The following is a 15,268-nucleotide window of genomic DNA, read 5'->3' on the forward strand; positions in this document are numbered from 1 at the left end:
AAAGCCTTCTTTCCCTGCCTTGAGAAAGAAGGACATTCTTGACCGTCATCGGCTGAGTTCATCCCTCTGTCCAAGTCCTTTCTAAGGATCAAGGCAGATCGCGTTTTTTCTGTTTTCCTTGATGCGCGGTGCAGTTCTTTCACGAAAGATACTGCCCATTTCCTTATTCGTTTGTATTGTAACAGAATTGTCATAACTTTTCTAGACGGTATTTTATAGTTGAATATCCGCTGAATGAATGTAATGGATATGCTTGTCCTCATCCTCAAGCATCAACAGTCCCTCATCGGTAATGCCGAGAGCGGTTCCTTTTATGGAGCCGTTTAACGTGCGCGCCGTAATTTTTTTACCGATGCTGACAGCATATCCTTCCCATAATAGTTTAATCGGACGAAATCCATGCTGCAAATATTGATGGTAAAGTTTCTCTAGCTGAAGCAAAATTTCCTGCACGAGCCGCGCGCGCTTGATCCGTTCTCCCTTTTCAATGGCAAGCGATGTGGCAATGGTGCGAATGTCTTCCGGAAACTGCTCGACTGTTTGGTTGACATTCACGCCGATGCCAATAATAACGGAATGAACGCGGTCCGGATCAGCCTGCAGCTCGGTTAAAATGCCGACGCATTTTTTGCCATTCAATAAAATATCGTTCGGCCATTTAATATCGGGAACTATGCCGGTTACTTGCTGAATCGCCTGGCAAATGGCAACCGCAGTTAACAACGTCAGCTGCGGCGCCTTTTGCGGCGGAATCGGCGGGCGCAAAATGAGGCTCATCCAAATGCCCGTTCCCTTTGGCGAAAACCATTTGCGGCCCATGCGGCCGCGACCTGCTGTCTGCAGCTCGGAAATAACAAGCGTCCCTTCTTTTGCCCCCTCATAGGCAAGCTTCAAAGCAATTTTTTGCGTCGAAGCCACTTCTTCCTCAAAATGAACGAAATGGCCAAATGTTTCCGTCTTGAGGCCAAGCTGAATTTCATTGGCAGTCACTTTATCAGGGGTGCTGACAATTCGGTAGCCGAGCCGGCGCACCGCCTCAAGTTCAAATCCTTCTTTTCGCAGCTCTTCAATATGTTTCCACACAGCGGCGCGCGAACATCCGAGTATTTCACTAATTTTTTGCCCGGAAATAAAATCGCCGTTTGCTTCCGCAAATAGCTCTAATAATTTTTTTCTTGTATCCGATTGCGATCCATGAGCCATTCGTAAATCCGCTCCTTATGATTATCTACTTCTCCATGAATCACCGCTCGTTCAACCACGGCAAGCATTTCTTTTATCCAAGGGCCGCCTGGTTTTTCAAACCATTCGATCAGATCTTTTCCGCTTACGGCCAGTTCGTTTTTTGTTTTAATCGGAAGAGCGGCAAACATCTCGTTTAACATTTGGAGATGCTTTTCCACCGGCTCCCCCTGGATGACAGAACGGACCGTTTCCGCGGAAATGGCATGTTCTAATCCAAAGGCAAATAACCGTTCTTTCGTCCAGTCGCCAAACGAATGAACCTCCCGCAAAATGGATAGCACTGCCTCCACTTCTTTAATCAGCCGATTGGGCAATTTCCAGGCGCGCAAAAAGGAGTCCGCATCGGTAATGTGAAGGGTCTGGCACAAAAGCCCCCAACGCTGCCCGCGCGAATCAAGCAGACTCCAATCATAGCCGACCGCCGCCTTTAAGTCATGCCCTTTATCGCGAAGCAGCGGCAAATAGGAAAACAGCCCTGTTTCAACTAGTAAAGACAGGCCGCGGCTGGCAAACGGCCCCTCGAGCAGCTTTTCAAATTCCATCGTCATCCGCTCTACCGAAATATGGGCAAGAAGCGGGGCGTTTTCTACAATCGCCTGCCTTGTTTCTTCGGCAAGGGAAAAGCCGAGCTGGCTGACAAAACGGAGCGCCCGCATCATGCGCAAAGCGTCTTCGGAAAAACGCTGCTTTGCTTCGCCGACGGTGCAGATAACCCGCTTTGCAATCGCATCTTGCCCACCAAACGGATCGATCAGCTTTCCTTGTTCGTCCATGGCAACCGCATTCATTGTAAAATCGCGTCGCTTTAAATCTTCGTAAAGAGAACGGACGAACGTCACCGATTCCGGCCGGCGGTGGTCTTCATAGTCGCCGTCGGTACGGAACGTGGTTACTTCATACGGAATTCCGTCATCAATAACGACGACGGTGCCATGCTGCGAGCCAATATCAATCGTTTTCGGAAACAATTTCATCACTTCATGCGGCAGTGCGCTTGTTGCGATATCGACATCGCCGATTTTCCGTCCCAATAAAAGATCTCGCACCGCTCCGCCGACAAAATATGCCTCATATCCATGCTGTTTTAGCTGGCGAATGATGCCAAGCGCCTTTTGAAATGGTTCTTTCATTGGCTCACCTCTTTACTAGTGAAACATAAATATCTTCATATTGCTGGACAATTTCTCTCGAATGAAACTTTTGATATACGGTTTGCACCGCCTGTTTGGCCATATATGTATGAAGTTGTGGATCGGTTAAAATCCGCAGCGTTTTTTCTGCCACTTCCTCGACATCGCCGAGTCCGCATAAAAATCCTGTGTGTCCGTCTTCAATCACTTCTGGAATGCCGCCAATCGTTGTGCCGACGCACGGCACGCCGCAGGCCATCGCTTCTAATAGCACAAGGCCAAAGCTTTCTTTTTCAGACAATAGCAGCTTCACATCGCTAATCGAATATAATTCATCCAGCCTATCTTGTTTTCCTAAAAAACGTACATCATCGTTAAGTCCAAGCTCTTCCACAAGGTGGGAGACGACCGTCATTTCCGGACCATCGCCGACAAGCAGAAGCTTCGCCGGCAACTGCTTGCGAATAAGCGAGAACGCCCGGACTACATCGGGAACCCGTTTCACTTTGCGAAAGTTGGATACGTGAATGATCACTTTTTCGTTTTCTTGAATTCCGTACTCCTTTTTTAAATAGCCGGCTTCTTTGCGGCGGTAAACCCGTTCATCAACAAAATTATAAACGGTTTGAATCGGCTTTTGCACATCCAGCAGCTCATACGTCTGGCGAACGAGCGCGTTGGAAACGGCGGTAACGACATCAGATTGCTCAATACCGAATTTAATCATATCGCTTAGTGAAGGATCGTACCCTAAAACAGTAATATCCGTTCCATGCAATGTCGTAACAATATTTAATTTTCCCCCTACCATTTGCCTCGCTAATACAGCACAAACAGCATGTGGAACGGCATAGTGGGCATGTAACACATCAAGCTGCTCGCGTTTCGCCACTTCGGCAATTTTGTTAGCTAGCGCCAAATCGTATGGCGGATATTGAAAAACGGAATACTGGTTGACGCTTACTTCATGATAGTAAATATTGCCATATATTTTATTTAAGCGAAACGGCATGCTTGACGAAATAAAGTGGATTTCATGACCCTTTTCCGCCAGCAATTTTCCTAATTCCGTGGCAACAACTCCGGAACCTCCGACTGTCGGATAACAAACAATACCTATTTTTAACCTCATCGTCACACTCCTAGTAAATCATGGATAAGAATTGGCTTCTTCGTGAAAAAGCCTTCGGCAAACTTAACGCCAACTTCTTTTCCGAATAGCCGCTCGCGGCTTTCGACTGTTTCAATATAGCCATTGGTAAGCGGCGTATCGACCGAGCCTGCCGTCTTCGTAAATTGGCTTTCATAAGCGCGCAAACTAGCGATTTTTTTCTCGATCGTATCGCTAATATCGATAACAAAATGCGGGCGATCCCAAGTGTTAATCATATAATAATAGACGGATTCGACGCGATGTGCGGGCAAATCCGGCTCTGTTTTATAGCGGCGGATGCCGGCGGAAAAAACCGCTTCCTCGACAAGCCGGGCGCAATGCCCATGATCCGGATGGCGATCGACCCAGTAAGGGGCAAACACCACACGCGGACGATACCGCCGGATGACAGCAACAATGCTTCTAACCGCTTCTTCTGTCAAATGTAGACCGCGATCAGGAAGGCCAAGGTTGATTCTCGCGGCAACGCCTAAAATACGCGCAGCATCGTTCGCTTCCTGTTGCCGCCGTTCGACCGTGCCGTTGGACGACAGTTCGGCAAACGTTAAATCGCAAATACCGATGCAGTAACCTTTTTCGGCGTATTTGGCGATCGTTCCGCCCATGCCGATTTCGACATCATCCGGATGGGCGCCAAATGCTAATATATGCAGTTCATTATTCATCAGCTTCACCTTTTCTGCCGCGGACAATATTTCGCCACGCAAAATCGCCGCGCTCTAAACCTTTAATCAAAATTTCCGCCGTCCCCATATTTGTCGCCAGCGGCACGGAATATACGTCGCATAAACGAATTAATGCGCTCACATCCGGTTCGTGCGGCTGCGCCGTGAGCGGATCGCGAAGAAAGATAACCATATCCATTTCATTGCGGGCAATCATCGCGCCGATTTCTTGATCGCCACCGTACGGACCGGATTGAAAGCGATGGACGTTTAATCCGGTTGCTTCTTGAATGCGAAGGCCGGTTGTGCCGGTCGCATACAATTCATGTTGTTCTAAAATCGGCTGATAGGCGGTAACAAACGCAATCATGTCCGCTTTCTTTTTATCATGCGCGATTAACGCGATTTTCACGATAGCACCCCCGCTTGTGTTCGTTATTTTCTCTCTCCAAACTTACCAAGCAACGCTATTCAATAATATGTTCCAATCCATATACAAGCGTATGTAAATGCATTACCGTTTCGACGGACAACTTCACTCCCGACATAAATGAACCGCGGTGAAAAGAATCGTGGCGAATCGTTAACGATTGGCCGTTGCCGCCAAAAATGACTTCTTGATGAGCGACCAATCCCGGCAGACGGACACTGTGGATCGGAATGCCGTCATAGGTTGCCCCACGCGCCCCGGCAAGCGTTTCTTTCTCATCGGGATGCCCTTGTTTTTTCGATGGACGCACCGCCGAAATGAGTTGCGCTGTTTTCAGTGCCGTTCCTGATGGAGCGTCCAATTTTTGATCGTGATGCAATTCAATAATCTCGACATCTGGAAAATATTTCGCCGCCATTTGTGCAAACTTCATCATTAATACCGCGCCAACCGCAAAATTAGGAGCAATGATCGCGCCAATTTCTTTTTCTTCCGCCAATGCAGTAAGCCGTTTAATGTCTTCATCTGTAAAGCCGGTCGTGCCGACTACCGGACGGACTCCGCAGTGAAGGGCGATTTCGGCATGTTTTTTTCCCGCTTCCGGTGTCGTTAAATCGATGAGCACATCCGGTTTGACTTCCTCAAAACAACGGGCCGCATCCGTATAAATCGGGGCGTGGATGCCGGAAAACCCTTCGACATCTGCTAAATCTCCGCCGTCATTTTTCCGGTCAATAACCCCAACGAGTTGAAAATGATCGGTCTTTTGAACAAGTGAAACAGCTTCACGCCCCATACGGCCGCGCGGGCCGGCAATGACAATACGAATCGTTTTCATTATTTCTCCTCCTCTTTTCGTGTCCAACGGTCTTTATCACGGGTGCGAAACTTTTCCATCACCATGTCATGCGCCTGCTGCAAATCGATGTGCAGGGAATTGGCAAAACAAATAAGAACAAATAGCAAATCCCCTAGCTCTTCTTCAATGGTTTTTTCTTTTTCCGTCTGTTTTTTCGGCTTTTCTCCATAATAATGGTTTACTTCCCGCGCCAGTTCACCAAGTTCTTCCGTCAGCCTTGCCAGCATAGCGAGCGGGCTGAAATATCCTTCTTTAAACTGGCCAATATATTCATCGACTTCTTGTTGCAGTTGTTTCATCGTTTTTTCCTGCATCCATGTCACCTCTCATGTCTTCATGTTAGCGAAAAGCGGCGTTTTTGACAAATATTTTCGCGCACCGTCCATCCGCGTTGCCTGAATGGGCAACTTCATCTATAATTAAGGTCGCCGACTACTCTGAATACGGAGGGAATGTATGATTCTCGGGCTAAAAATAAAAAACATCCTTTTCATTTTGTTTGGCGCCGCCATTTTTGCGTTCGGGCTTGTCCACTTTAACATGCAAAATAATTTGGCGGAAGGCGGCTTTACCGGAATTACGCTGTTGCTTTACTTTTTGTTTGGCATTGATCCTTCCATTACCAACTTGGCGCTAAATATTCCTCTCTTTTTTATTGGCTGGAAATTACTTGGCCGCCATACGTTTTTATACACGATTATCGGAACGGTTAGCGTTTCTCTCTTTCTTTGGATTTTTCAACGTTACACCATTCATATGCCGCTGAAACATGATATGACGTTGGCCGCATTGTTTGCCGGCGTCTTTATCGGCGTTGGCCTTGGCATTATTTTCCGCTACGGCGGCACGACGGGTGGCGTCGATATTATTGCCAGACTCCTTTATAAATATAAAGGAATCAGCATGGGAAAAACGATGTTTACGTTTGACGCGGTCGTCATCACCCTTTCTTTGCTGCTTTATCTTTCTTACCGCGAGGCAATGTATACGCTCGTCGCGGTGTTTATCGCGGCTCGTGTCGTTGATTTTATGCAGGAAGGCGGCTATGCGGCAAAAGGAGCGACGATTATTTCGGAAAAGAGCGAGGAAATCGCCAATCGAATTTTGACGGAAATGGACCGCGGTGTAACGGTGTTAAAAGGGCGCGGCTCCTATACAAAACGCGACCGCGATGTACTGTACTGTGTGGTTGCGAAAAATGAACTGCCGCGGCTGAAAAACGTTATTATTTCCGTTGATCCGCATGCGTTCGTCGCGGTGACGGACGTTCACGATGTGCTTGGCGAAGGCTTTACGCTCGACGAACGAAAACAACCGATTGAACACTAAAAAGGGGCGCTATGCCCCTTTTATTCCTCGTTTTTTTGGCGGGTGCGGCTTTTTTCCTTCTCTCCTTGATACTTTCTCCAGCCTACATAAGATAGCGTCAATACAATAATTCCCCCTGTCGAAATCATCACCCATATTAATGATGGGTCGGCTTCATCTTTTTTAGCCCCTTCAAAAAGCGACCGCAAATCTGCGCGCATCTGTTTTAAACGTTCATGCTTTTCCACAAGGCTTAGCTGCTGAAAGACCGGTGCTTGCAACATTTCTATCTCGTTGTCTATTTTTTTCGCTTGCTCCGCCGGCACATCAATTTTGACGCTCGGCTCAATCAGCGCATAACGATCTAAAAAGTAGCGGAGGGAAGCGGCAAACGCCTCCTCACTCTGTTGATCGACCGCATTTTCAAGCTGATGAAATGCATTCATCACCGTTGCTTCCATCTCTGACCAAAGCGGTTGATGGGCCGAGCGAATCGCATCGACAACAAGCCGAAACTGTGTAATTTTATCGATTTTTTCTTCCGCCGGCAATGAAGAGGCGGCAACCGCTTTCAGCGCATTTTCATGAGTAATCGTGACAGCGCGTAGTTCGTCGGCAGATTTTAGCCGATCGCGCGCATTCGTCGCGAAAAATTGCTTGGAAAAATAGAGCAATACTTCTTTTGCTTCTTCAAATTGCCCGTTTTTCGCCAATTGCAATGCTTGATCAGAAATTTGGTCTAATTTTTTCCAGCCTCCATCCTGTTCGGCGGCATAGTTTAGCGATGGAAATAAACAGACGAGCGTAAGCAAAGCAAGCAGCCATATTCGCTTCATCCTTGTCCCTCCTCCATTAACTACTACAATGTATGAAGGAGTGGACAAGAGTAGACCATTAATTTAACGGGAGAACAAAACGGTTTTTTCGTACACACAATAAATAGCCGATCGCAATCGAAACAATGCTAAGCCAAAACGTAAAATAACCAATAGCTGCTGTGTATTTCTCGAGCACGCTATAACGAGGCATCATTCCAAAGACGTAATCGATGATATCATTATGTAACGTCCAAACAGCGGCAATCGCTAAATGCGGCCAGCGGAAGCGATAAAACGGGGCATAGAGCATCCCTTCTACCGCCATCGCTCCATGGGAGATCATCAACATCCAACCAATCACATCGAGCGTTCCTGTCACTTTCCACACTAATATGTTCATCACCACCGCCCAAACGCCGTACTTGACTAATGTGACAAGCGCTAATGCCTCCAATAAGGGAAAATGGCGGCGGCACAAAAACGCAAGCAAAACAAACACAAAAAATAGGCTTGCCGTCGGGCTATCAGGAACAAACGGCAAAAAAATGGGCGGCGTTTCCGCCAATTGATATCGGTACCATATATACCCGTAAATCGTCCCAGCTATGTTGACAACCAGCAAAAGCCATAAAAAGGGACGATATGCCAATATAGGATACAGCCATTTCATTCCTATGCACCTGCTCTCTATGCTTGTCGTGAAAGAAAAAAGCTGACTAATCCTAGCCAGCTTTTTTCTCGATGGACCGTTTATTTCGCTTTTAACCCAGCAATGAATTCCGAAAGCTTTTTCAAATCAGCATCCGTGCCTTTGAAAACGCCTTTAGGCATGTTGCCTTTACCATTTCTCGCGATTTTCGCGATTTCTTCCGGCTTTAAGCCCGTGCCGATGAGCGATGGCGCGGCCGCACCGCCGGATAAGTTTTCACCGTGGCAGGATGTACATGTATTCGCTTGAGCAATTTTATAGCCTTCCGCATTTTTATCAATTTCCACTTGCGCACGGATTTTCCCTTGCTCAGCCGCTTTTTTCCAGTCATGTGTAACAACGGCTTCCCATGTTAAATAAGTCATAGCCGCCAGCGTTAACAGCATCATTCCGGTCGCAACCGGACGTTTCCATGGGCGGCGCTCCGGGCCGCGATCCAAAAACGGCGCCAACAATAACGAAGCAAAGGCCAGCCCTGGTATTACAATTGCTCCGATGACGGTATAAGGACCGGATGCATACGAATATTTGAGCAATTGATACAAGAACAAGAAATACCAGTCTGGAAGCGGAATATATGCCGTATCCGTCGGGTCGGCAATACGCTCTAATGGAGATGGATGGGCAACCGTCAAACATAAAAAGCCGATTAAAAAGACAGAACCGACCATCCATTCTTTTAATAGGAAGTTCGGCCAAAACGCTTCCGTTTTCCCGGGATATTCCGAATAGTCTTTTGGAATATTCGGCTTTCTCACAGCGGGAACGCGGGAATCGCCGACGAATTTCATTCCCTTTCCGCGATGCATTGCATGTTTCCCTCCTTTTTCTTATCAATCAACCACGTTCATTCGCATCATAGTGGACCAGAAATACCTTGTCTGCGGATCATTAAAAAGTGCGCAGCCATTAAACCGAGCAGAATGCCAGGCAAGAAGAAAACGTGAATCGCAAAGAATCTTGTCAATGTTTGCGCACCGACAATTTCTGGATCCCCTGCGAGCAGCGTTTTAATTGCCGGACCGATCACCGGTGTTGCTTCCGCGATTTGCAAACCTACTTTTGTCGCAAATAGCGCTTTCATATCCCATGGCAATAAGTAGCCGGTAAAGCCAAGCCCCATCATGACCATGAAAATAAGCACACCAACGATCCAGTTTAGCTCCCGCGGCTTTTTGTATGCACCTTGGAAAAAGACGCGCAATGTATGTAAAAACATCATGACAATAACAAGGCTTGCGCCCCAGTGATGCATGCCGCGAACAATTTGGCCAAACGCCACTTCATTTTGCAAGTAATACACAGATTCCCAAGCGTTTTTAATATCTGGAACGTAATACATCGTTAAAAACATTCCAGATAAAATTTGAATGACCGTAATAAAGAACGTTAATCCGCCAAAGCAGTAAACAAATGCGGAAAAGTGATGTGCCGGATTAACATGTTCCGGAACTTCATGGTCAGCGATATCCCGCCACAAAGGCGTAATATCTAAACGTTCGTCAACCCAGTCATACAGTTTGTTTAACACGTATTACGCCCCCCCTCGTGGTTTCGCTTTTCCTAAGTATAACTTTCCGTCTTTCACTTTGTACTCGTAACGATCTAGTGGAGCTTGTGGCGGCGTTCCTGGAACGTTCGTGCCATCTTTCGTGTAGCGCCCGTAATGGCACGGACAGAAAAATTGGTTCGGATGTGCTTTATCCGTATTCCAGTTCACTGTACAACCAAGGTGTTTACAAATTGGAGAAAGCGCTACGATTTCTCCTTTTTCGTCTTTGTACACCCATGCCGATCTTGGCTCTTCCGACTCATACCAAGCGTCTTTTACTTTTACTTTGAAGTCAAAACGCTTTGGCTCAGTCGTAATGTCTTTTACATCCGCTACCGCTACCATCTCCGTGCCTGCTTCACGCTTTAGAATCGGATCAAAGGCAAAGCGGAGCATCGGCATTAAAGTTCCAGCAGCCATAAAGCCGCCGACGCCAGTTAACGTGTAGTTTAAAAATTGGCGTCTTGTTACGCGATGTTTGTCACTCATCGTCTTCCCCCCTCTATCCAAAATAAAGTCCATCCGAACGATATTGTATAACACAACAGAAAACTAGGACATTCTAATGATAGCTCAATCGGCGGACAAGGTCAATATCGTCATCGCTTTAACCTTTCAACTTTCTGCCAAGCCGGTTTAGGACCATTGCGCAATAAAAAAGCGGAGCAGCTGCGACGCTTGATCACGGACCAGTTCATGTTTATAGGATTCATCCATATTCTCGAACGGAACCGTCGGAACAGTCCACAGCCTGTCTGAAATTACTGTTTCTTGCTCTTTCCATGTACGATCGCATGTTATATAAAATACATATTTCATTCCTTGTTCCATTAGCAGGCTTGTCCAATCCGTGAGCCTTTCTACAAGCAATTTTCTCGATTCGCTTAGGAAATAGGAAAACGGTGGAAATAAAAACACCCTGCCTTTTAATTGCCGCTCCAATTCCCCGGCAACAAGCTGCACAAACTCTCCCCCGGAAGCAGCCGCCTTGGCGCCGTCGTCCATCGTAATAGGAATAAGCGGAATAAGCGCCGTGTCAATATAATCTTTTTCTTTTTGATACAATTGTACATCCGCTGCTGTCCATTTCATATGTACTCTCCTTTTTTCCAAAGTTCATTTCCCCTATCACCATACCATATTTTTTAACAAAAAAAAACCTTGCGTACAGCAAGGTTTCATAACTTTTTCAATTCTTCGGTAAGACGGCGGAATGCTTCTTCATCTTGGCGGTCTAACGCTTCATCAATCAGCTTCATTAACCGTTCCCGCTGAAATTCATACAGCGATTTTTCTAAAAATTGTTCGGCCAAACGCTGATCACTTTCGTTGACATGCATTTGTTTCGGCGCATACGGGTTTTCTTCCAATACAGCAACATATTGCGGCGAATGAAAAGAAGCGCGGAAATTCAGCTGGATATAAATATCCTCGTCGCGGTTTAGACGAATGTCATGGAACGATTTTTCCGCATCGGTCGTCATCACGTTGCCTTTGTAAAAACGGAACGGAACATCATCGACACAATGGGTCGACATAATGATGCCGCGCGGACAATATTGGGCGTTTTCCACAAAATGAACCTTTTGCATCAGCTGGTCATGGCTCATTAAATAGTTTAAAATCCAAACACATTCACGCCGCTTCAGCTGATAGTGATTTAAAAACCAACGAATAAACTCTTTTTTTTCATTCACGGATACGTGCGTCATTATGCGCTTCCCCCTCTATCATTTTCCAAGAAAGAGGTAATATGGACCGCGGATCTCCTACTCCTCTAACTGCAGCAGCATGTTGGCTGCCTCCATGTGCCCAGGGTCAAGACGTACGATTTGCTGAAATATTTCTTTGGCTCTCTCTCTGTCGCCTTCTTCGATGAGAAAATAGCCGTACTCTTCAAGGAAATCAACGTTATTCTTAAAGAAAGTATATGCCTCTTGGTAATGGTTTAATGCATCGGAATACATTTCGAGCTTATGTTTCGCGCGCGCTAAATCCCATTCAAACTGCGGGTCATACTCTCCTTGCGCCAGCGCTCCTTCTAGGCAGGAAACAACGTCTTCATACCGCTCCTCGTGCAAGAGCAGCGCACATAACGTCGTCAGCGCTTCAATATAGCCTGGGTCGATTTCGATCGCTTTTTTCAGCCATGATTCCGCTTCATCCGGCTTTCCAAGCTTTAGCGCCATTTTCCCGGCGTAGAGCAGCAATTCTTTGTTCCATTCATCGACATGGATGCCTTCCTTGGCAATGTCATAGCTTTTTTTCAGCTTTCCTTCATGCTCATACGCTTTCGCCAAGTATAAGTAAAGCGGAACGTATTCCGGATCGAGTTCTTTTAGCTCGCTTAGCTTTTCAATGGCGGTTTGGTAATATTCCGCTTGAAATGCCGTAAACCCATAGCCGAATAGCGTCCGGCTGTCGACTTTTGCTTTTAGCGCTTCGTCGTAATACGGCAGCGCCTGCTCAAATTCCCCGCAAAAGCTGAGCGCCTCTGCAAGCCGCTCAACAATGAGGGTGCCGGCCATTTCCTTTGTTTTTTCCCGCACTTTTTCGTAAAATGGAATGCTTTTTGTATATTGCCCCATCGAAAAATATAGCTCCGCTAAGGCAAATTGAATAATCGGTTCATCCGGCATTTTTTCATATGCCTGCTTTAACTTTCGTTCGCTGACTTCCTCCAGCCCCTGCATTTGATACAGATCGGCCGCAAGCAGACAGGCGCGCGCAAACAGCGGGTCGTCTTCCTTAATTTGCGCTAAAATCTCAAGCGCCCTGTCCTCTTCGTCGAGCTCTGTATATACTTCCGCCAAAAACAAACGGATTTCCCCTTCGTCCGGATAGCGAAGCGACAACTCTTCGAGCAGTTCTTTCGCTTCCTCTAGCATTCCCCACGAATATAAGTAATCAGCAAGCTCGTATTTTTCTTCATCGCTTCCGTTTTTCTTCACCTCAGGCACCAAAGATAACGCTTTATTCACTTCTCCATTTTCGACCAAACGGACAATTTCTTCGACGCGTGTCATAGACATAAACCCTTCCTTACGAAAAATTAGCAGCAAACATCCCAGCTGCACGGATGATCCGCTCCGTGCCAAATCCGGGGTAAAAATAAAGTTGATTTTCCACCTTCAGCAATCTTCCTTTATGAACCGTAACAACCGGAACATGATTATCATAATCGACAATATGCGTTTCGGCAACTAAACGGCTCATCGCTTCCTTTCCATATAGATTATAATCTACTTCGCCGCCAATGCGCAGATCTCCTTTTTGTGGATAAATGCCGATTTGCTTTAACACATTCAGCCTTAGCGGCGTTCGCTCCCGCAGCGGAAACGGAATAAATGGGATGTGGTGCATAGCGAGCAAGTTTCGCCATGCTGCCTCCTGCTTTTTCATTCTTTTTTCGTTCGGCCAATATGGCACAAAGGTAAGCGGGGCGGTTTTCATGATATCGGCAATCCAATACCATGGCACGGAATGCAAAACATCGCTTTCCTCTATTTCGACAAAAATGACTCGTATTTTCCATCTCCTGCAGGCAAGCACAAAGGACGGGGTCAGCATACGAGCGGGTACTTTTACGCCGATGAAATAATCGATGGGGCTGTTTAACAAATGCTGTCGCAGCTTACGCAGTGCGGAAGCGAGCTCCCGTTCCGAAGGGACGTCACAAACAGCTAGCAGCGTGGTGCAGCCGTTCTTGATGAGAGATTGCTGAACATATTGTTTAAATTGGGCAAATGTCCGCGGTTGCTGAAAGGAAAAATCAACCATCACGTGCCCGGGTGTGACGATCATTTCCCCTATTTCCATGCGCATCCATGTATAACGCTTCGCCTGCTCATCTATGTAGTCAATGCGATTATGATCCATCACGAGCGCACAGTGCTGCAGCCGTTCTTGACGAATGACATATGCGCTTTCAATAATATATGGCATGTCTTCATTCCCCCTTTACGACAGAATATGAGGGAATGAAGCGACATATGATTGGCCTTCTTCCCACTTATTTTCGGTGAAAGTGGGACGCCTCGTTATGATAAAAAGCAAGAAACCGGCATACCGTTTCTTGCTTTTTCGCTCACATTAAAGAATGAAGATGGTTAAAAAACGCCGGATACGAAACAGCGACCGCTTCCGGGCGTTTTAAATGGACGGTTCCTTTCGTAATGCAGGCGGCAATCGCCAACATCATGCCGAGGCGATGATCGCCATGGCTGTCGACCACAGCTTCCTCTGCTTTTAAAGCTGATTTGCCATGAATGATCATGCCATCTTCCGTCGCTTCAATCTCGGCACCGAGCTTTCTTAACTCGGTCACGACCGTATCAATTCGGTTCGTTTCCTTCACCTTTAGTTCGCTTGCATCTTTAATAACCGTCGTTCCTTCCGCCTGGGTGGCAAGGAGGGCAATAATCGGAATTTCATCGATTAACCGTGGAATGAGTTCGCCGCCAATTTCCGTTGCCGCTAACCGCGAAGTGCGGACGGTAATATCGCCAAGCGGCTCTGTCTGTTCATTGCGAACGTTCTCGATCGCTATTTCCGCGCCCATCTTTTGCAACACATCAATAATTCCAGTTCTTGTTGGATTCAATCCAACGTTTTTTAACGTGATTTCGCTGTTAGGGACAATGGCGCCCGCCACTAAGAAAAAGGCGGCCGAAGAGATGTCTCCAGGAACATATATACTGGTCCCTGTCAGCTGCTGCGGCCCTGTAACCGACACCGTGAGGCCATCTACCGCTACATCCCCACCAAACAGCCGGATCATGCGCTCCGTGTGATCGCGGGAACGATGTGGCTCCGTTACTGCCGTCGTGCCATCCGTCGCTAAGCCCGCCAATAAAATGGCTGATTTTACTTGCGCGCTCGCCACAGGAGATTCATAATGAATCGGCTGAAGTTCACCGCCGCGGATCGATATCGGCGTATAGTTTCCATATTCGCGCCCATCAATGCGCGCTCCCATCATTTTCAACGGCTTCGTCACTCTTCCCATCGGCCGTTTGGCGATCGATTCGTCGCCAATCAGGCAGGCGTGAAATGGACATCCGGCTAGAATGCCAAGCAACAGCCTCGCCGTTGTTCCCGAATTGCCGACATGTAAAATATCAGACGGCTCTTGTAATCCGTCCCGTCCTTTTCCCTCGACAACGACATGGCTCCCATCCTGCCGGATCATTACTCCCATTTTCCGGAAACAATCAATCGTGCTTAAGCAATCTTCCCCCGTCAAAAAATTTTCAATCGTCGTCGTACCGCGCGCAATCGCTCCCAACATCACCGCGCGGTGGGAAACCGATTTGTCGCCGGGTACATGGATGATTCCTTGCAATGATGAAACGTTTGTCCGTAACTGCACGTCATCC

The 15,268-nt window shown here is 47.1% G+C and carries 18 protein-coding genes; 1 reads left to right on the top strand and 17 read right to left on the bottom strand.

The annotated features are described in order from the left end of the window. Positions 1-213: 213 nt before the first annotated feature. From BDD39_RS08190 to BDD39_RS08220, 7 genes are read right to left on the bottom strand one after another with little or no spacing between them, the layout of a single operon-like run. Positions 214-1,203, bottom strand: coding sequence for a biotin--[acetyl-CoA-carboxylase] ligase (locus BDD39_RS08190; protein WP_166909714.1), 990 nt, complete (start codon positions 1,201-1,203; stop codon positions 214-216). Continuing rightward, the gene (locus BDD39_RS08195; protein WP_166909716.1) at positions 1,161-2,375 is read right to left on the bottom strand and encodes a CCA tRNA nucleotidyltransferase; all 1,215 of its coding nucleotides are present in this window, start codon (positions 2,373-2,375) and stop codon (positions 1,161-1,163) included. The genes BDD39_RS08190 and BDD39_RS08195 overlap by 43 nt, the downstream gene beginning before the upstream one ends. 4 nt (positions 2,376-2,379) lie before the next feature. After that, positions 2,380-3,507 carry an N-acetyl-alpha-D-glucosaminyl L-malate synthase BshA gene (bshA, locus tag BDD39_RS08200; protein ID WP_166909718.1) on the bottom strand — a complete coding sequence of 376 codons (1,128 nt, stop codon included), beginning with the start codon at positions 3,505-3,507 and terminating at the stop codon, positions 2,380-2,382. Positions 3,508-3,509: 2 nt separating this feature from the next. Then, the gene (bshB1, locus tag BDD39_RS08205) at positions 3,510-4,214 is read right to left on the bottom strand and encodes a bacillithiol biosynthesis deacetylase BshB1 (protein ID WP_208404355.1); all 705 of its coding nucleotides are present in this window, start codon (positions 4,212-4,214) and stop codon (positions 3,510-3,512) included. Continuing rightward, positions 4,207-4,626 (bottom strand): methylglyoxal synthase, encoded by a 420-nt coding sequence (mgsA, locus tag BDD39_RS08210; RefSeq protein ID WP_166909722.1) that lies wholly within the window; start codon positions 4,624-4,626, stop codon positions 4,207-4,209. The genes bshB1 and mgsA overlap by 8 nt, the downstream gene beginning before the upstream one ends. 55 nt (positions 4,627-4,681) lie before the next feature. After that, the gene (gene dapB / locus BDD39_RS08215) at positions 4,682-5,482 is read right to left on the bottom strand and encodes a 4-hydroxy-tetrahydrodipicolinate reductase (RefSeq protein WP_166909723.1); all 801 of its coding nucleotides are present in this window, start codon (positions 5,480-5,482) and stop codon (positions 4,682-4,684) included. Beyond that, complete coding sequence (locus tag BDD39_RS08220) at positions 5,482-5,817, bottom strand: nucleotide pyrophosphohydrolase (protein WP_166909725.1); 336 nt, start codon at positions 5,815-5,817, stop codon at positions 5,482-5,484. The genes dapB and BDD39_RS08220 overlap by 1 nt, the downstream gene beginning before the upstream one ends. A gap of 142 nt (positions 5,818-5,959) precedes the next feature. Here BDD39_RS08220 and BDD39_RS08225 point away from each other — a divergent pair, with 142 nt between their 5' ends. Further along, positions 5,960-6,832: a YitT family protein gene (locus tag BDD39_RS08225; protein ID WP_166909728.1), complete on the top strand. Its 873-nt coding sequence runs from the start codon at positions 5,960-5,962 to the stop codon at positions 6,830-6,832. A 20-nt stretch (positions 6,833-6,852) separates the two neighbouring features. Here the strand turns inward: BDD39_RS08225 and ypjB are convergent, their stop codons facing one another. From ypjB to aroA, 10 genes are all read right to left on the bottom strand, one after another. Continuing rightward, a complete protein-coding gene (gene ypjB, locus BDD39_RS08230) occupies positions 6,853-7,647 on the bottom strand; it encodes a sporulation protein YpjB (protein WP_166909730.1) in 795 nt (264 codons plus the stop codon). 58 nt (positions 7,648-7,705) lie between these two features. After that, a complete protein-coding gene (gene lhaT, locus BDD39_RS08235; RefSeq protein WP_166909732.1) occupies positions 7,706-8,299 on the bottom strand; it encodes a lipoprotein heptaprenylglyceryl N-acetyltransferase LhaT in 594 nt (197 codons plus the stop codon). An 80-nt stretch (positions 8,300-8,379) separates the two neighbouring features. After that, positions 8,380-9,147 (bottom strand): menaquinol-cytochrome c reductase cytochrome b/c subunit, encoded by a 768-nt coding sequence (locus tag BDD39_RS08240; protein WP_166909734.1) that lies wholly within the window; start codon positions 9,145-9,147, stop codon positions 8,380-8,382. A gap of 47 nt (positions 9,148-9,194) precedes the next feature. Continuing rightward, positions 9,195-9,869 carry a menaquinol-cytochrome c reductase cytochrome b subunit gene (gene qcrB, locus BDD39_RS08245; protein ID WP_166909736.1) on the bottom strand — a complete coding sequence of 225 codons (675 nt, stop codon included), beginning with the start codon at positions 9,867-9,869 and terminating at the stop codon, positions 9,195-9,197. A gap of 3 nt (positions 9,870-9,872) precedes the next feature. Then, a complete protein-coding gene (locus tag BDD39_RS08250; RefSeq protein ID WP_166909738.1) occupies positions 9,873-10,379 on the bottom strand; it encodes a Rieske (2Fe-2S) protein in 507 nt (168 codons plus the stop codon). Positions 10,380-10,526: 147 nt separating this feature from the next. Beyond that, on the bottom strand, positions 10,527-10,982 hold the full coding sequence (locus BDD39_RS08255; protein ID WP_166909740.1) for a YpiF family protein: 456 nt from the start codon (positions 10,980-10,982) through the stop codon (positions 10,527-10,529). Between the two features lie 86 nt (positions 10,983-11,068). After that, complete coding sequence (locus BDD39_RS08260; RefSeq protein ID WP_166909742.1) at positions 11,069-11,602, bottom strand: ReoY family proteolytic degradation factor; 534 nt, start codon at positions 11,600-11,602, stop codon at positions 11,069-11,071. 57 nt (positions 11,603-11,659) lie between these two features. Beyond that, positions 11,660-12,916, bottom strand: coding sequence for a tetratricopeptide repeat protein (locus BDD39_RS08265; protein WP_166912336.1), 1,257 nt, complete (start codon positions 12,914-12,916; stop codon positions 11,660-11,662). Between the two features lie 16 nt (positions 12,917-12,932). Then, on the bottom strand, positions 12,933-13,835 hold the full coding sequence (locus BDD39_RS08270; protein WP_166909744.1) for a hypothetical protein: 903 nt from the start codon (positions 13,833-13,835) through the stop codon (positions 12,933-12,935). A 142-nt stretch (positions 13,836-13,977) separates the two neighbouring features. Next, complete coding sequence (aroA, locus tag BDD39_RS08275; protein WP_166909746.1) at positions 13,978-15,261, bottom strand: 3-phosphoshikimate 1-carboxyvinyltransferase; 1,284 nt, start codon at positions 15,259-15,261, stop codon at positions 13,978-13,980. Between the last annotated feature and the right edge of the window lie 7 nt (positions 15,262-15,268).

The organism is Saccharococcus thermophilus (genome assembly GCF_011761475.1).
GTDB lineage: Bacteria > Bacillota > Bacilli > Bacillales > Anoxybacillaceae > Saccharococcus > Saccharococcus thermophilus.